The organism is Pseudomonas oryzagri (assembly GCF_020831405.1).
GTDB lineage: Bacteria > Pseudomonadota > Gammaproteobacteria > Pseudomonadales > Pseudomonadaceae > Geopseudomonas > Geopseudomonas oryzagri.
The window spans coordinates 62,841-79,178 of record NZ_JAJHPU010000017.1 but is presented as its reverse complement, the minus strand read 5'-3'; the positions used below and the strand labels follow the sequence as shown (position 1 = coordinate 79,178).

The window sequence follows — 16,338 nt, the reverse complement described above, 5'->3', positions numbered from 1 at the left end:
CTCACTCGCCGTGGGCGGCGTGGGCGGCGTAGGCGTGCGGATGCAGGCGCAGGCGGCGGATCAGCCACTTCTCCAGTTCGGCGACGGCGAACAGCAGCAGTCCGGCCAGCAGCACGCGCGCCCATTCGCCGGGCGCCAGAGCGGTCGAGCCGAACAATGCCTGCAGCGGCGGGGCGTAGGTGAACAGCAGCTGCAGGCCGGCGCAGGCGGCGATCGCCAGCGGCACCGCGGGATTGCCGAACAGGCCGGCGCGGCTCAGCGACGAGGCGAAGATCGAGCGGCTGTTGACCAGGTAGAACATCTCGCCCATCACCACCGCGTTGACCGCCATGGTCCGCGCGCCATCCAGGCTGTTGCCGCGCTCCAGCTCCCAGAGGAACAGGCCGAGGGCGCCGGCCATCATCAGCAGCGAAACCATCAGCACGCGCCAGACGAAGAAGCCCGACAGCAGCGCCTCGCTGGGCGGGCGCGGCGGCCGGCGCATCAGGCCGTGCTCGGCCGGCTCGAAGGCCAGCGCAAGGCCGAGGGTGCTCGAGGTGACCATGTTGATCCACAGAACCTGCGCCGGGGTGAGCGGCAGCGGCAGCAGGAACAGGATGGCGGCGATTACCACCAGCGCCTCGCCGCCGTTGGTCGGCAGCATGAACAGGATGAACTTCTTCAGGTTGTCGTAGACCGCGCGGCCCTCGTGCACGGCGTTGGCGATGGTGGCGAAGTTGTCGTCGCTGAGCACCATCTCGGCCGCTTCCTTGGCCGCCTCGGTGCCCTTGCCGCCCATCGCCACGCCGACGTCGGCGCGCTTGAGCGCCGGGGCGTCGTTGACCCCGTCGCCGGTCATCGCCACCACCTCGCCGCCGGCCTGGAGGGCCTGCACGAGGCGCAGCTTGTGCTCGGGGCTGGTGCGCGCGAACACCTCCACCTCGGCCAGCGCCTGGCGCAGGCGGGCATCGTCGAGCAGCTCGATCTGCGCGCCGGTCAGTACCGCGCGGCCGTTGCCCAGGCCGAGCTGGGCACCGATGGTGCACGCGGTGTCGGCGTGGTCGCCGGTGATCATCTTCACCTGCACGCCGGCGCTGCGGCAGCGCTTTATCGCGGCGATGGCCTCGGCGCGCGGCGGATCGATAAGGCCGACCAGGCCGACCAGGGTGAGGCCGCGTTCGAGGTCGGCGAAGCACAGGCTGCGCTGTTCGGCGTCGGTCGGCCGGCAGGCCAGCGCGAGCAGGCGCAGGCCGCGCGCGGCCATGTCGCCGACCTGGCGCCGCCACCAGTCGGCCTCCAGCGGCCGGTCATCGCCCTGCCAGCGCTGCTGGCTGCACATCTCCAGCACCCGCTCGGGGGCGCCCTTGACGCAGATCAGACCGTGGCCGCGGTGGTCGTGGTGCAGGGTGGCCATGAAGCGCTGCTCGGACTCGAAGGGGATGGCGTCGCTGCGCGGCAGTTCGGCGCGCAGGCCAGCGGGATCGAGACCGAGCTTGAGCGCCAGGGTCACCAGCGCGCCCTCGGTGGGGTCGCCATGCAGCTGCCAGAGCTGTTCGTGCTCGTGCAGCTCGGCGTCGTTGCACAGCAGCGCGAGGCGGCCCAGCTCGCGCAGGTCGGCGTCCGCCTGCAGCGGATGGCCGCCGCGCTGCAGCCCGCCCAGCGGCGCGTAGCCGGCGCCGCTGACCTCGATGATCCGGCCGGCGCAGGCGATGCGCTGCACGGTCATCTCGTCGCGGGTCAGGGTGCCGGTCTTGTCGGAGCAGATCACCGTCACCGCGCCGAGGGTCTCCACCGCCGGCAGGTGGCGGACGATGGCGTGGCGGCCGGCCATGCGCTGCACGCCGAGGGCGAGGATCACCGTCATGATCGCCGGCAGTCCCTCGGGGATCGCCGAGGCGGTCAGCGCCACCACCAGCAGGAACATCTCGGCGGGGTCCTGGGCACGCCACAGGGTGCCGAGGGCGAAAGTCAGCACGGCGCCAATGAGGATCGCGGCGGCCAGCCAGCGGCTGAAGCGCTCGATCTGCCGCAGCAGCGGCGTGGAGTGGCGGGGCACCCGGCCGAGCAGCGCGCCGATGCGGCCCAGCTCGGTGGCGGCGCCGGTGGCCACCACCAGGCCGGTGCCCTGGCCGCTGGTGATCAGCGTGCCGGAGTAGAGCATGCAGCGGCGGTCGCCGAGCGCCGCTTCGGCCGCCACCGCCTCGACGTGCTTGGCCACCGGTACCGACTCGCCGGTCAGCGCCGCCTCGTCGGCGTGCAGGTTCTTGTGGGCGAGCAGGCGCAGGTCGGCCGGCACCTTGTCGCCGGGGCCGAGCAGCACCAGGTCGCCGGGCACCAGCCGCCCGGCGTCGATGGTCTGCCGGCGGCCGTCGCGCAGCACCAGGGCGCGCGGCGACAGCAGGTCGCGGATGGCGTCCAGCGCGCGCTCGGCCTTGCCTTCCTGGACGAAGCCGAGGGCGGCGTTGACCAGCACCGCGACCAGGATCACCCCGCTGTCGATCCAGTGCTGGAGCAGGGCGGTGACCAGCGCGGCGGCGAGCATCAGGTACAGCAGCAGGTTGTGGAACTGGCGCAGGAAACGGCGCAGCGCACCTTCCTTCGGCGCGACCGGCAGGCGGTTGGCGCCGTGATGGGCGAGGCGCTGCTGCGCCTCATGGCCGCTCAGGCCGCTGTGCCGGCTGTCGAGCGCCGCCAGGGCGACGTCGGCATCCAGGCTGTGCCAGGCGTCCGTGCGTGTTGAAGGCTGCATGGGAAGGTCCCGCCCGCGCCGGTCTACCTGCTGATTATTGCAGGCGCCGGCGCACACGGGGCCGGGGAAGGCGGCTCTCAGGCGGCGAGCGCTTCGCCGGCCGCGCGGACCGTCGGCTGGCCGTGCACCACCTGGCGAATCGCGGCGTGGGCGCGACTGGCCAGTTCGCTGCGCGACAGGCCATCGCTGGCGATCGGTTCCAGCAAGGTGATCTCCACGCCGGCGCGTTCGGCGGCCAGCAGGCGCAGCAGGTGCGCCGGCAGCTCGTCGTCGCCGACGAAGGGCGCCAGTTCGTCGCGCGCGCCGTCGCGCCGGTAGCGGATCGCCACCGGCTGCAGCGCCGCGCCGCTGGCCACCGCCGCCGCCAGCAGGCGCGGATGGAAGCGCAGCACGTCGCCGCCGTCGGAGCTGGTGCCTTCGGGGAAGATCACCAGGTGACTGCCCAGGCGCAGGCGCTCGGCCAGCTGACCGCCGAGATCGCCGGCCTCGCCGGCGCCGCGGCGGATGAACAGGGTGCCGGCCTGCTGCGCCAGCCAGCCGGCCAGCGGCCAGCCGCGCACCTCGGCCTTGGCCAGGAAGGACAGCGGGCGCAGCGCGCCGAGCATGGCGATGTCGACCCAGGAGACATGGTTGGCCAGCCACAGCACCGGGCTCTCCGGCAGGCGGCCATGGATCTGCACGGTGAAGGGCAGGGCGCCCTGCAGGCGGCGCATGAAGCGGCAGGTCAGGCGCTGGCGCAGGGCCAGCGGCGCGCCGCCCGTGCGCTCGCGCAGGCCGACCCAGGCGGCGTACAGCGCGCCCTCGCCGAGCACGGCGAACAGGCGCAACAGGCGTCCGTACAGGCGCAGGCGGGCCATCAGCCGGCCGCCTTGAAGTGCCGGGCATAGCGCGGGCACAGCTCGTCGCGCTTGAGCAGGATGAACACGTCGGCGACCTGGAAGTCCGGGTCCCAGCACGGCTCGCCGCAGACTTTGGCGCCCAGGCGCATGTAGGCCTTGAGCAGCGGCGGCAGCTCGGCGGTGAGGTTGTCGTCCGGCACCGCCAGCGTCGGCAGCGGCAGCAGCGGCTCGGCATGCAGCAGCTCGGTGCTCAGGTGACGCTCGCGCAGGCGCTGCATCACCGCGCGGGCCTGGATGCCGCCGTCGCGCATGGGAATGCTGGCGCAGCCCATCAGGTAGCGGTAGCCGCCCTCGTTGAGGATTTCCGCCAGCGCGCTCCACAGCACGGCGATGGTCGCGCCGTTGCGGTAGGCGGCGGCCACGCAGGTGCGGCCGATCTCCAGGGTGGGGCCATCGAGGCGGGCGAGGCCCTGCAGGCGGAACTCGCCCTCGCTGTAGAAGCGGCCGAGGCGCCGGGCGATGCCGTGATCGAGCAGGCGGGTGGTGGCGACCAGTTCGCCGCTGGCGAGGTCGCGTACGCCCAGGTGGCTGCAGTGGGCATCGAAACCGTCGCAGTCGAGGCCCTGCTCGGCGCCATCCAGGCGGGCGCCGAACTCCTCGCCGAACACGCGGTAGCGCAGGCCCTGGGCTTCCAGCAGGGCTTCGGTGCCGTGCAGGCGCTCGGCCTGCAGGCGACGGGTGGGACTGGTGTCGCGGGATAGTGCAGTGGCGGACATGCAGATCCTCCGGGCAGCCGAGGGTGGCCGCTTCCTTGTTGTGTGCATGGCCATGCTGGCAAGCGCGAATGTCGCGGCGGTGACGCCGCGGTGATGCTTCTGTGACTGGCCGCCCAGCCCCTGGGATGGCGGCGCAGTAGAGTGGGATGAATTTGCGTGGCGGCAGCCCCGCTGGCCTGCTTGATGCAGGTCAGTGCCTTCGCCGGCGCGCTCCGCTAAGCTGATCCGGCCTAAGAATTCGAGGTTGCCATGCGTCGCGAACCCATAGTCCTGTTTGATAACGGCACCCACCAGTGCCTGTGCTTCGATGATCTGGTCAGCGGAGAGGGTGTGCAGACCAACCAGTTCCTGATCGTCGACAACGAGCAATACATGCTGCTCGATCCGGGTGGCGACCTGACCTACACCCCCCTGTCGCTCGAGCTGTCCAAGCACATCCCGGTGCAGGACCTGACCTACATCTTCGCCTCGCACCAGGATCCGGACATCATCGCCGCGCTGGACAAGTGGCTGCTGCACACCCGCGCCAAGGTGATCTGCTCGCGCCTGTGGGCGCGCTTCCTGCCGCACCTGACCGCCAACTACCTGGCCGTCAGCCACGGCATCTCCACCTACGACCGCATCATCGCGCTGCCCGACCGCGGCCAGTCGCTGCCGCTCGGCAAGTGCCAGCTCAAGGCGGTGCCGGCGCACTTCCTGCACTCGGTGGGCAACTTCCAGATCTACGATCCGATCAGCAAGATCCTGTTCTCCGGCGACATGGGCGCCTCCCTGGTCGACGACGCCCAGCCGGTCACCGACTTCGCCGCTCACCTGTCGAGCATGGAAGGCTTCCACCGCCGCTACATGGCCAGCAACAAGATCTGCCGCCTGTGGGCCGACATGGTGCGCAAGATGGACGTCGAGATGATCGTGCCGCAGCACGGCCGTCCCTTCGTCGGCAAGGCCATGATCAACACCTTCCTCGACTGGATCTCCCAGCTCGAGTGCGGCATGGACCTGATGGGTCCGGCCGACTACGCCCTGCCGCGCTGATCGTTCCCGCCGCGACGCCGGCGTCCTTCGGGGCGCCGGCGTCGTCGTTTCTGCCGTCCGTCGCCTTGAGCGCGCCTCGCTCCCCGGCTATGTTGCGCTGAGGAATTTGTCAGGCGAGGACCCGATGCCCCCCGTTTCCCCCTTTCTTCCGGCATGGCGCTAGCGTCGTGCATCCCGCGGTTTTTCCCTGGCGCGAAGGCAACAGCTTCCTGTTGCTGATCGATGGCGAGCAGTTCTTCCCCCGCATGCTGGCGGCCATCGACCGCGCGCAGCGGCAGGTCGAACTGGAGCTGTACCTGGTCGAGGCCGGCAGCTGCGCCGAGCAGCTGGTCGCCTGTCTGGAGCGCGCGGCTCTGCGCGGCGTGGCGGTGCGCTGCCTGTTCGACGCTTTCGGTTGCCGCGGTATCGGCGCGCGGCTCAGCCGCCAGCTGCGTGGCGCCGGCGTCGAGCTGCGGCTGTACAACCCGATCGGCTGGCGGCGCGGACTGGGCAACCTGTTCCGCGACCACCGCAAGCTGCTGCTGGTCGACGAGGCGCAGGCCTGGGTGGGCGGTACCGGCGCCACCGACGACTTCTGGCTGCCGGAGCAGGGCGACAGCCGCTGGCACGAGCTGATGGTGGAGGTGGCCGGGCCGGCGGTGGCCGACTGGCAGACGCTGTTCGAGCGTCAGTGGCAGGCCGCCGTCGAACCGCAGAGCTGGCGGCCGTACATCCGGCCGCTGCGCCATCTGCCGCCGCGGCCGGCGTCGGGGACCGGGCTGGGCCGGGTCGCCTATGCCGACGCCCTGCAGCACCGCGACATCCTGCGCTCGCTGCTGCGCAATCTCGCCCGCGCGCGCGGGCGCATCTGGCTGGCCACGCCGTACTTCCTGCCCAGCTGGCGGGTGCGCAAGGCCCTGCGCAAGGCGGCGCAGCGCGGCGTTGACGTGCGCCTGCTGCTCAGCGGCCGGCTCACCGACCACGATCAGGTGCGTTACGCCGGGCAGCGTTACTACCCGCGCCTGTTGAAGAATGGCGTGCGCATCTACGAGTACCAGCCGCGCTTCCTGCATCTCAAGGCGGTGCTGGTCGACGACTGGGTGAGCATCGGCTCGTGCAACTTCGACCACTGGACCCTGCGCTTCAACCTGGAGGCCAACCTCGAGGCGCTCGATCCCGGTCTGACCGCCGCGCTGGCGGAGAGCTTCGCGACCGATTTCGCGCGCAGCCGCGAGATCACCCTCGACGACTGGTTCTCCCGTCCGCTGGCGATGCGCGTCTCGCAGCGTCTGTGGGGCTGGCTGGATCGGGTGGTGGTGAACCTGCTGGATCGCTGGCGCTGAGGCGCGGTGCCGCGCGGCGAGCGGCCCGGCATCAACCACCAGGCAAAAGAAAACCCCGGAGGGCAGGGCCGCTCCGGGGTTTTCCCTAGTGCGGGGAAGGCTTACTTCACTTCCACCGCCAGGCTGTCGGCGATCTTCTGTTTCCAGATCGCCGGGCCGGTGATGTGCACCGACTCGCCCTTGGTGTCGACGGCCACGGTGACCGGCATGTCCTTCACGTCGAACTCGTAGATCGCTTCCATGCCCAGTTCCGGGAAGGCCAGCACCTTGGCACCCTTGATCGCCTGGGCGACCAGGTAGGCGGCGCCGCCGACGGCCATCAGGTACACGGCCTTGTTGTCGCGGATCGCGTCGATGGCGATCGGGCCACGCTCGGACTTGCCGATCATGCCCAGCAGACCGGTGCTTTCCAGGATCTGGCGGGTGAACTTGTCCATGCGGGTCGCGGTGGTCGGGCCGGCCGGGCCAACCACCTCGTCACGCACCGGATCGACCGGGCCGACGTAGTAGATGAAGCGGCCCTTGAGGTCCACCGGCAGCTCTTCGCCGGCGTTGAGCATGTCGACCATGCGCTTGTGCGCGGCGTCGCGGCCGGTCAGCATCTTGCCGTTGAGCAGGATGGTCTCGCCCGGCTGCCAGCTCTGCACTTCTTCGGCAGTGATGGTGTCGAGGTTGACGCGACGGGCGCTCGGGCCGGCTTCCCAGACGATGTCCGGGTAGGCGTCCAGGCTCGGCGCCTCCAGGCTGGCCGGGCCGGAACCGTCGAGCACGAAGTGGGCGTGACGGGTGGCGGCGCAGTTGGGGATGATGCACACCGGCAGCGAGGCGGCGTGGGTCGGGTAGTCCTTGATCTTGACGTCGAGGACGGTGGTCAGGCCGCCGAGGCCCTGGGCGCCGATGCCCAGCTGGTTGACCTTGTCGAACAGCTCCAAACGCAGCTCCTCGACACGGTTCTGCGCGCCGCGGGCCTTCAGCTCGTGGATGTCGATCTCGTCCATCAGGACTTCCTTCGCCATCAGCGCGGCCTTCTCGGCGGTGCCGCCGATGCCGATGCCGAGCATGCCCGGCGGGCACCAGCCGGCGCCCATTTCCGGCACGGTCTTGAGGACCCAGTCGACGATCGAGTCGGACGGGTTGAGCATGCCCATCTTCGACTTGTTCTCGGAGCCGCCGCCCTTGGCCGCGACGTCCACTTCCACGGTGTCGCCGGGGACGATGGAGTAGTGGATGACCGCCGGGGTGTTGTCCTTGGTGTTCTTGCGGCTGCCGGCCGGGTCGGCCAGGATCGAGGCGCGCAGGACGTTGTCCGGATTGTTGTAGGCGCGACGCACGCCCTCGTTGATCATCTCGTCCAGGCTCAGGGTGGCGCCGTCCCACTGGACGTTCATGCCGACCTTGACGAACACGGTGACGATGCCGGTGTCCTGGCAGATCGGGCGGTGGCCGGTGGCGCACATGCGCGAGTTGATCAGGATCTGGGCGATGGAGTCGCGCGCAGCCGGCGATTCCTCGCGCAGGTAGGCCTCGTGCATCGCCTGGATGAAGTCGACGGGGTGGTAGTAGGAGATGTACTGCAGGGCGTCGGCGACGCTCTGGATCAGGTCATCTTGCTTGATCACGGCCATGGAACACGGTCCTCTTCAGGCGGGAACTTCACGGCGCGCCACCGCGGCGGCGCAAAAAAACGGCGCCGCAGTATAGCGTGCGCTCGGCGGTGCGGACACCCGCCCGCCGTCGACCTTGGTCGATTGGCGAACGGGCCGCAGGCCCTGTGCAAAGCAGAAGGCCGCCCGGAGGCGGCCTTCTGCGTGTGCGCTGCCGGTCAGGCCAGGGGCTCGCCGACGTGGAGGATCTTCAGGGTGTTGGTGCCGCCGATGGTGTCGTAGCTGTCGCCCTTGGTCATGATCACCCAGTCGCCCGGGCTGACCACGCCGCGCTTGAGCAGCTCTTCGACCGCCGCCTCGCTGACCTTCTCCGCCGGCAGTGCCGCGGCGTCGAAGGGGATGGTCTGCACGCCGCGGAACAGGGCGACCCGCGCCTGGGTCTCGCGGTGCGGCGAGTAGGCGAAGATCGGCACCGAGGAGCGGATGCGCGACATGATCAGCGGGGTGTAGCCACTCTCGGTTAGGGCGATGATCGCCTTGACGCCGGGGAAGTGGTTGGCGCTGTACATGGCGGCCAGGGCGATGCTCTCGTCGCAGCGCTCGAAGCTCAGGCCCATGCGGTGGGTGGACTTCTGGCTGGTCGGATGCTTCTCGGCGCCGATGCAGACGCGGGCCATGGCCTTGACCGCTTCCACCGGGTAGTCGCCGGCGGCGCTCTCGGCCGACAGCATCACCGCGTCGGTGTAGTCCAGCGCGGCGTTGGCCACGTCGGAGACCTCGGCGCGGGTCGGCATCGGGCTGTGGATCATCGACTCCATCATCTGAGTGGCGGTGATCACCACCTTATTCAGGCGGCGCGCGTGGGCGATGATCTTCTTCTGGATGCCGACCAGCTCGGCGTCGCCGATTTCAACGCCCAGGTCGCCGCGGGCGACCATCACGCCGTCGCTGGCGCGGATCAGGGCGTCCAGCGACTCGTCGTCGGCCACCGCCTCGGCGCGCTCGATCTTGGCGATCAGCCAGGCGTCGCTGCCGGCCGCGTCGCGCAGGCGACGGGCGTACTGCATGTCGGCGGCGTCGCGCGGGAAGGACACCGCCAGGTAGTCCAGCTCCATCTCGGCGGCCAGCTTGATGTCGGCCTTGTCCTTGTCGGTCAGCGCCGGCGCGGTGAGGCCGCCGCCACGGCGGTTGATGCCCTTGTGGTCGGACAGCGGGCCGCCGACGGTGACCCGGCACAGCAGCTCGTTGGCGGTGACCTGCTCGACCTGCATGATCACCCGGCCGTCGTCGAGCAGCAGCTCGTCGCCGACCTTGCAGTCCTTGACCAGGTCCGGGTAGTCGATGCCGACCACGTCCTGGGTGCCGGCGTCGCGCGGGTGGGTGATGGAGAAGCGGAATTCGTCGCCTTCCTGCAGCTCGATGCGCTTGTTGGCGAATTTGGCGATGCGGATCTTCGGACCTTGCAGGTCGCCGAGCAGGGCGACGTGACGGTCGTGCTTGGCGGCCAGTTCGCGCACCAGGCGGGCGCGGGCCTTGTGTTCTTCGGGGGTGCCGTGGGAGAAGTTCAGGCGCGCGACGTTCATCCCGGCGAGGATCAGCTGCTCGAGCACTTGCGGCGAGCTGCTGGCTGGGCCGAGGGTGGCGACGATCTTGGTACGGCGAAAGGGCATCAGGGATCTCCTGGTCGATAACGGGAAAACGCCGGCGCCTGCGCTTGTGGCGACGGGCGGCGGACATGGGGTTCGCGCGGAGTCCGGCCTCCGTGGCCGATAGTCCGGTAAAGAGCGCTGCGCCTCAGGGGGCAGCGACAGTCTGCGATTTGAGCACCAGCAGGTCGCAGTTGACGCCTTCGAGCACCCGCTCGGCGGTATGGCCGATCAGCGCGGTGTCGAGGTGGCCGCGCGCGATGGCGCCCATCACCAGCAGGTCGACGGTCTGCTCCTCGACGAAGCGCGGCAGGGTTTCCTCGGCGAAGCCTTGCAGCAGGTGGGTGTGCGCCGGGTCGATGGCGTGATCCTGGAGGAGCTGGTCGAAGGCCTGGCGGTGGTGTTCGCCGGTGCGCTCCACATAGTACTCGTAATCGGCGACCAGTTCGGCATCGAATACCAGGGTGCGCGGCAGCGGCGCATAGCTGTGCAGGTAGTGTTCCTCCAGGCCCAGCGCCTGGCCCAGGCTTTGCCCCACTTCGATCAACTGATGGTCGAGGGCCGCCGGCTTGTCGGCGCTGTGGGTCGGATCGAGGGCCACCGCCAGTTGCCGGCCGTGCCATTCGCCGTGCGGCTTGACCAGCCACAGCGGCACCGGGCAGCTGCGAATCAGTTGCCAGCTGGTGTTGCTGAGCAGCAGGCGGTGCAGCAGGCCGTGGCTGTGGGCGGTCTTCAGCACCAGGTCGGGTTTGAGCTCCTCGGTGCGGGCGATGATCATCTTGTGCAGCGGCTTGCCCCAGCGCACTTCGCTGGTCACCTTGAGGCCGGCCTCGCGCAGCGGCGCGGCGAGTTGCTCCAGCCACTCGTGGCGTTGCTTGAGCAGCGAGTGGCGTCCCTTCTCCAGCGCCGGCGCGTCGAACAGCAGGCCGCTGTCCAGGGCGCTGTTGAATTCGCAGATCAGCAGCTCGAGGGCGGCGCCGCTGCGCTGGGCGATCCAGACCGCGCGCTCCAACGCGGGTTGCGGGTTCTGGGTGGGATCGATGATCACCAGCAGCTGGTGGAGTTGCATGTCGGATTCCTCGGCCGGATGGGTGACGCCGCCGGCGGTCGGCTTGCATGCGCTCAGCCTAGCGCCAGCGACAGTGGACATGCAAACCGGTGACGGGCGCATGGCAGAGCGCTCCGCGCAGGCCGACCGGGCCATCGGCCGGCGCCGCGAACGGGTGCCGGATGGTAGCCCGAAGCGCCGGCTCAGAACGCACCGGCGGCCTTCCACTGCAGGTAGCGACTGACCAGTTGCGGGCCCAGTTCGCCGGGGCGCACGTCGAGCACCGGCAGGCCCTGGGCGGCCAGGCGCTCGTGCAGGGCGGCGCGCGCCTCGGCGTAGTCGATGGTGCCGCAATAGGCCAGCGCCTGCTGGTAGTTGTCCACCGGCTGCAGGCGCTGGCGGTCGAGCACTTCCTCGCGCAGGCTGGCGATCAGCAGGCGGTGGCGGCGGGCGATCTGCGCGGCGGCCAGCGGCAGCTGCTGGTCGTCCTCGTCGCGCAGGTTGCTGAGCAGCACCACCAGCGCGCGGCGCGACTGGCGGGCGAGCAGCTCGCCGGCGGCGGCCTGATAGTCGCCGGGCAGGCGTCCGGGCTGCAGGTCGTAGACGCGGTTGAGCAGCGCGTTGAGCTGCTGCTGGCCCTTGGCCGGCGGCAGGTAGCGCGACGTCTCCTCGCCGGCGAAGGCCAAGAGGCCCACCGCGTCGCCCTGGCGCAGGGCGACGTGGGCGAGCAGCAGGCAGGCGTTGAGGGCATGGTCGAAATGACTGAGATCGCCGTCTTGGCTGCGCATGCGTCGGCCGCTGTCGAGCAGGAAGATGATCTGCTGGTCGCGCTCGTCCTGGTATTCGCGGGCGATGGGCTGGTGCTTGCGCGCGGTGGCCTTCCAGTCGATCAGGCGCAGGCTGTCGCCCTGGCGGAAGTCGCGCAGCTGGTGGAACTCCAGGCCGCTGCCGCGGCGCGGCCGCTGGCGCACGCCGAGGCGGCCGAGCCAGCTGTCCACCGCCATCAGCTGCGCGCCGTGCAGGCGGGCGAAGTCGGGATAGACGCGGGTCAGGCCGGGCAGCTCGAGGTAGCGGCGCGCCTGCCACAGGCCGAGGCGGCTGGGCAGGCCGATCTCGCAGCGCGCGAAGCGGCTGTCGCCGCGCTGGCGCGGGCGCACCCGGTAGCGCAGCTCGACGCCCTGGGCGTCCGGCAGGGCGATGCGGCGCGGCAGGTCCTGGAACTCCAGCTCGGCCGGCACGTGGTCGAACACCTCCAGCCAGGGCAGCGGCAGGGCGCCGGGGCTGACGCGCAGCACCACCTCGCTCCAGCGATCCAGCGCCAGGTGGCCGGGCAGCACGCGCTCCACGCCGGGCGAGGGCAGGCGGCGCAGCCACAGGGCGTCGAGCCCCCCCAGCAGGGCGAGGGTGAAGAGGGCGACCTGCCACAGGCGCGCGCTCCACTCCGGCAGGGCGAGGCCGAGCAGCGGCAGGGCGCCGAGCAGGACGGCCGCCAGCAGCAGGGCGGCGGTCAGGCCGAGCAGGCGGGGCGTGGGCTTCATGAGCGCGGCGCGGCCACCTGGTCGAGCAGTTGGGCGAGCACCTGGTCGACGTCGCGGCCCTCGATCTCCAGTTCCGGCGCCAGGCGCACGCGGTGGCGCAGCACCGCCGGCGCGCAGGCCTTGAGGTCGTCGGGGGTGACGAACTCGCCGCCGTGCAGCAGGGCGCGGGCGCGCGCGCAGCGCACCAGGGCGATGGAGGCGCGGGGACCGGCGCCGAACGCCAGGCCCGGCCAGTCGCGGCTGGCGCGCACCAGGCGCACGGCGTAGTCGAGCACCTGGGCGTCGATCGGCAGCTCGGCGCAGATCTTCTGCAGCACCGGCACGTCGCGCTCGCGCAGCAGTGGGCGCAGCGCGGCGACCTCGAGCATGTCGCTGCGCGGCGAGCGGGTCACCTGGCGCACCAGTTCCAGCTCCTGCTCGTGCTCGGGATAGTCTATGCGCAGCTTGAGCATGAAGCGGTCCAGCTCGGCCTCGGGCAGCGGGTAGGTGCCTTCCTGGTCGATGGGGTTCTGGGTGGCCAGGACCATGAACGGCCGCGGCACCGGCAGGGCGTTGCCCTCCAGGGTGACCTGGCGTTCCTGCATCACCTCGAGCAGCGCGGCCTGGGTCTTGGCCGGCGCGCGGTTGATCTCGTCGGCGAGCAGCAGATTGGTGAACACCGGGCCGTGGCGCAGCTTGAACTGCTCGCTGGCCAGGTCGTAGACGGCGTGGCCGGTGACGTCGCTAGGCATCAGGTCGGGGGTGAACTGGATACGCGCGAACTGGCCGCCGAAGCAGCGCGCCAGGGCGCGCACCAGCAGCGTCTTGCCGAGGCCGGGCACGCCCTCGATCAGCACGTGGCCGCCGGCAAGCAGGGCGCAGAGCACCTCGTCGATCACCGCCTGCTGGCCGATCAGCGCCTTGCCGAGTTCGTCGCGCACCGCCTGGACCAGCTGGGTGGCGCGCTGCAGCTGGCTGGCCGCCGCCCGGCCGTCGCTGCCGGCGGCTGCCGGGGCGTGCTCGTTCGCGTCGGCCTGGTCGATGGGCTGGGTGGAGGAGTCTTCGCTCATAGGGCATTCCTGAGTCGTTGCAGGTCGGCGACCTGGCGGGTGAAGCGGGTGGGGTCCGGGTGCTGGTCGCCGAGCGGGCGCATGGCCTGGCGCACCAGCGCCGCCTCCAGGCGACTGAGGCGGGTCAGCAGTTGCCATTGCTCGGTGACCGGCAGGCGTTCGAAACCGGGGTGGCGCTGGCGGGCCCGCTGGCGGATCTCGGCCTGCAGCTGGCCGATCAGGCTGGCGTGGCCCTGGTGGCGGCGCAGGAACTCGGCGCAGGCCAGCAGGTGTTCGCCGAGCTGGCGGCGCGCAGGCAGCGGGTCCGTCTGCAGCGGGCCGTGGCGCAGGCCGAAGCGCCAGAGCAGCAGGACGATCAGCAGGCCCAGGGCCAGCAGCGCCGCGGAGAAGTGGCGCAGCAGCAGGGTGACCAGATGGTCGGCCTCGATGCGTTGCAGGAAGATCACCTCGCTGTCCTGGGTCAGGTACCAGAGCAGCCAGGCATGGTCGTGTTCGCCGATGCGTTCGTTGCGCCACAGGTTGGCGTCGCTGAGCACGGTGACCAGGCCGTCGCCCCAGGCCAGCTGCAGCAGGTGGGTGGCCCCGGCGCTGCCCGCCCAGGCCTGGGCGCGGTTGCCGGCGTCCTCGAGGTGGTAGCGGGTGTCGAAGGCGAAGTAGGCCGGGGCGTCCTCGTTCTCCAGGTACAGGCGGGTCAGCTGCGGCCAGGGGTCCTCGACCTGCGGGGTCGGCGCGTCCTCGTCCTTCAGGCTGCTGGTCGGCAGGCGGTGCACCTGCAGCAGGTCGAGCAGCAGGTCGTTGCTGCGCTGGCGCTGGTCGCTCCAGTTGGCCTCGGCGATCACGATCAGGTGGCCGCCGTTGGCGCTCCAGTCGAGCAGGCGTTGGCTCTGCGCGGCGCTCAGCTGCTGGCGCGAGCCGAGCAGAAGCAGGCTGTGACCGGCGGCCGGGGTGTCGTCGAGGATGGCGGTGAGGCTGTCGGTGCGGCTGACCGCCAGGCCGCGCTGGCGCAGGAAGCGCTCGGCGGCCAGCCAGGGGTTGGCGCGCGCCTCCGGTCCGGGGCCGAGATCGACCAGGCGACGTTGCGGGATGAGTTCGCCGAACAGCACGAAGGCCAGCGCAGCGAGCAGGCATAGCCCGGCGAGGACCAGCCACTGGCGTTGCCGGGCGCTCATGCGCTCACCTCGCGGGGCGGGGTGGCGGCGGTGAGCTGGCGCCACTCGGCGCCCAGCTCGGCGCCGAGATCGGCCGGCGGCGGTCGGCTGCCGTAGGCCAGTGCCTGCCAGGCGGCCAGCAGGCGGGCGGCGAAGGCGGCGAGCGGCGCATCGCCCAGGCGCTGCACCAGCACCAGCACCTCGCCTTCGGTATGCGCGTCCTTGAGCGGCACCCCGCGGCGGTGCAGCAGGTAGCTGAGCAGGCCGCGATAGAGCAGGGCGAGGGCGGCGCGGGGATCCGTCGCCCACAGGCGCTCGACCGCGGCGGGCAGATCGTCCGGCAGGCTCGCCGGGTCGACGGCAAGGCCGAACAGCCGGGTGGGCGGTGGCGCGTCGGCCGCCGCGCTGCCGCGCGCGCGCGCGGCGAACAGGCGCAGCCAGTCGCGGTAGCGCCAGGCGAGCAGGGCGGCGACCGCCAGCAGGCTCCACAGCAGGACCTCGACGCTTTCGGCGACGTCCTGCAGCCAGGCCGGCGGCGGGCTGGCGTCGTTCGGCTGCTCATCGTCCCGCTCCGGCCAGTTCCAGTCGAAGCGCTCTTCGACGCGGTGGAACGGCGGCTGGTCGAGCAGGACGTAGATTTCCGCCTGTGCCTGGCGGCTGGTCAGCGGCTGATGGGTCAGGCGCGGGGTATCCGGACCGGGGTTGTCCTCGCCGGGCAGCGGGCAGAGGGCGCTGGCGGCCTCTGCCGCGGGCTCCGTCTCCCCGGCCAGCGCCGGCGGGCTGGCCAGCAGCGTGGCGAGGCCGACGGCGAGGGTCAGCAGCAGCGCCTGGCCGACTGCGCCGAGGCGCTCGGCCAGGCGACGGAAGGCCAATTCGAGGTCCCAGGCCTCCAGTTCGCTGCGCCGGTTGAGGTAGAGGCTGAAGCCGCAGGCGACGTAGACCGGCTCCCAGACCACCAGTACCAGCGCGTAGCAGGCATTGCTGAGGTGTTCCAGCCAGAGCAGCTCCTGCGGCGGGCGCAGCAGCAGGCTCAGCCAGTTGCGCGGCTCGCTGAGCTGATCGGGAAGAAACAGCCAGATCAGCGCCAGCAGACCGCTCCACAGCACCAGTTCGATGTGCATGCCGAGGATGGTCAGCCAGCGCGCCACTCCGCTGCGCCGGCCGAGAGCGTGCAGGCGCTGGTGGCGGGCCGGGCCGCGCAGGTTCTCCAGCTGGGTGAGCGGCAGGGTGAAGCTGCGGCTGAGGCTGAAACGTCGCCAGGTCAGGCTGGCCAGCAGCTCGCCGCGCAATTGGCCGGGCCAGGCGCGCAGGGCCTGGCCGAGGGTCGGCGTGGCGCCGAACAGGGCGCGTGCCAGCACGTGCAGCGCGAGGCGCTCGAAGGCGGGCTTCAGCCACCAGAACAGCAGCAGGACCACGCCCGGCCAGCGCCACAGCAGCAGGCTCAGCACGCCCAGGAGCGGCAGGGTGAGCGCCGCCCAGCTGCCCAGCAGCAGGCCGGCATGACGCTGCGCCAGGTGCACGCCGAGGTCGACGGCTTCCCAGGGGTTGCGCGGGCGCAGGGCCGCCTCGGCGCTGCTCAGTGGCATGCGGGACGCCGCGGGGACG

General features: G+C 71.1%; 12 protein-coding genes. 2 read left to right on the top strand and 10 right to left on the bottom strand.

Translation table 11 applies throughout. The annotated features are described in order from the left end of the window. Nucleotide 1: 1 nt before the first annotated feature. The 3 genes from LMJ29_RS05525 to olsB form a co-directional block, all read right to left on the bottom strand. Nucleotides 2-2,728 carry a cation-transporting P-type ATPase gene (locus tag LMJ29_RS05525; RefSeq protein WP_229604513.1) on the bottom strand — a complete coding sequence of 909 codons (2,727 nt, stop codon included), beginning with the start codon at nt 2,726-2,728 and terminating at the stop codon, nt 2-4. A gap of 77 nt (nt 2,729-2,805) precedes the next feature. After that, nucleotides 2,806-3,585 carry a lysophospholipid acyltransferase family protein gene (locus tag LMJ29_RS05520; protein WP_229604512.1) on the bottom strand — a complete coding sequence of 260 codons (780 nt, stop codon included), beginning with the start codon at nt 3,583-3,585 and terminating at the stop codon, nt 2,806-2,808. Next, entirely contained in the window at nt 3,585-4,343 is a 759-nt protein-coding gene (olsB, locus tag LMJ29_RS05515; protein ID WP_229604511.1) for an L-ornithine N(alpha)-acyltransferase, read from the bottom strand. The genes LMJ29_RS05520 and olsB overlap by 1 nt, the downstream gene beginning before the upstream one ends. A gap of 249 nt (nt 4,344-4,592) precedes the next feature. On the opposite strand from olsB, the gene LMJ29_RS05510 reads away from it, so the two are divergent. Both LMJ29_RS05510 and LMJ29_RS05505 read left to right on the top strand, forming a co-directional pair. Beyond that, nucleotides 4,593-5,378 (top strand): oxygen-binding di-iron domain-containing protein, encoded by a 786-nt coding sequence (locus tag LMJ29_RS05510; RefSeq protein ID WP_229604510.1) that lies wholly within the window; start codon nt 4,593-4,595, stop codon nt 5,376-5,378. 167 nt (nt 5,379-5,545) lie between these two features. After that, nucleotides 5,546-6,700 (top strand): phospholipase D-like domain-containing protein, encoded by a 1,155-nt coding sequence (locus tag LMJ29_RS05505; protein WP_229604509.1) that lies wholly within the window; start codon nt 5,546-5,548, stop codon nt 6,698-6,700. A gap of 101 nt (nt 6,701-6,801) precedes the next feature. Here LMJ29_RS05505 and LMJ29_RS05500 read toward each other — a convergent pair whose 3' ends face one another. The 7 genes from LMJ29_RS05500 to LMJ29_RS05470 all read right to left on the bottom strand — a co-directional run bounded on the left by LMJ29_RS05500 (nt 6,802) and on the right by LMJ29_RS05470 (nt 16,319). Further along, nucleotides 6,802-8,325 carry a fumarate hydratase gene (locus tag LMJ29_RS05500; protein WP_229604508.1) on the bottom strand — a complete coding sequence of 508 codons (1,524 nt, stop codon included), beginning with the start codon at nt 8,323-8,325 and terminating at the stop codon, nt 6,802-6,804. Between the two features lie 197 nt (nt 8,326-8,522). Beyond that, nucleotides 8,523-9,974 carry a pyruvate kinase gene (gene pyk, locus LMJ29_RS05495; protein WP_229604507.1) on the bottom strand — a complete coding sequence of 484 codons (1,452 nt, stop codon included), beginning with the start codon at nt 9,972-9,974 and terminating at the stop codon, nt 8,523-8,525. A 124-nt stretch (nt 9,975-10,098) separates the two neighbouring features. Then, nucleotides 10,099-11,019 (bottom strand): universal stress protein, encoded by a 921-nt coding sequence (locus tag LMJ29_RS05490; protein WP_229604506.1) that lies wholly within the window; start codon nt 11,017-11,019, stop codon nt 10,099-10,101. 182 nt (nt 11,020-11,201) lie between these two features. Next, on the bottom strand, nt 11,202-12,536 hold the full coding sequence (locus tag LMJ29_RS05485; protein WP_229604505.1) for a DUF58 domain-containing protein: 1,335 nt from the start codon (nt 12,534-12,536) through the stop codon (nt 11,202-11,204). Next, on the bottom strand, nt 12,533-13,585 hold the full coding sequence (locus LMJ29_RS05480; protein ID WP_229604504.1) for an AAA family ATPase: 1,053 nt from the start codon (nt 13,583-13,585) through the stop codon (nt 12,533-12,535). Before LMJ29_RS05480 ends, LMJ29_RS05485 begins: the two co-directional genes overlap by 4 nt. Next, nucleotides 13,582-14,754, bottom strand: coding sequence for a DUF4350 domain-containing protein (locus LMJ29_RS05475; RefSeq protein ID WP_229604503.1), 1,173 nt, complete (start codon nt 14,752-14,754; stop codon nt 13,582-13,584). The genes LMJ29_RS05480 and LMJ29_RS05475 overlap by 4 nt, the downstream gene beginning before the upstream one ends. Beyond that, entirely contained in the window at nt 14,751-16,319 is a 1,569-nt protein-coding gene (locus LMJ29_RS05470; protein WP_229604502.1) for a DUF4129 domain-containing protein, read from the bottom strand. Before LMJ29_RS05470 ends, LMJ29_RS05475 begins: the two co-directional genes overlap by 4 nt. Nucleotides 16,320-16,338 lie beyond the last annotated feature (19 nt).

Coding starts and splice junctions, on each gene's coding strand:
- LMJ29_RS05525 (WP_229604513.1), bottom strand. CDS start 2,728: ATGCAGCCTTCAACACGCACGGACGCCTGGCACAGCCTGGATGCCGAC.
- LMJ29_RS05520 (WP_229604512.1), bottom strand. CDS start 3,585: ATGGCCCGCCTGCGCCTGTACGGACGCCTGTTGCGCCTGTTCGCCGTG.
- olsB (WP_229604511.1), bottom strand. CDS start 4,343: ATGTCCGCCACTGCACTATCCCGCGACACCAGTCCCACCCGTCGCCTG.
- LMJ29_RS05510 (WP_229604510.1), top strand. CDS start 4,593: ATGCGTCGCGAACCCATAGTCCTGTTTGATAACGGCACCCACCAGTGC.
- LMJ29_RS05500 (WP_229604508.1), bottom strand. CDS start 8,325: ATGGCCGTGATCAAGCAAGATGACCTGATCCAGAGCGTCGCCGACGCC.
- pyk (WP_229604507.1), bottom strand. CDS start 9,974: ATGCCCTTTCGCCGTACCAAGATCGTCGCCACCCTCGGCCCAGCCAGC.
- LMJ29_RS05490 (WP_229604506.1), bottom strand. CDS start 11,019: ATGCAACTCCACCAGCTGCTGGTGATCATCGATCCCACCCAGAACCCG.
- LMJ29_RS05485 (WP_229604505.1), bottom strand. CDS start 12,536: ATGAAGCCCACGCCCCGCCTGCTCGGCCTGACCGCCGCCCTGCTGCTG.
- LMJ29_RS05480 (WP_229604504.1), bottom strand. CDS start 13,585: ATGAGCGAAGACTCCTCCACCCAGCCCATCGACCAGGCCGACGCGAAC.
- LMJ29_RS05475 (WP_229604503.1), bottom strand. CDS start 14,754: ATGAGCGCCCGGCAACGCCAGTGGCTGGTCCTCGCCGGGCTATGCCTG.
- LMJ29_RS05470 (WP_229604502.1), bottom strand. CDS start 16,319: ATGCCACTGAGCAGCGCCGAGGCGGCCCTGCGCCCGCGCAACCCCTGG.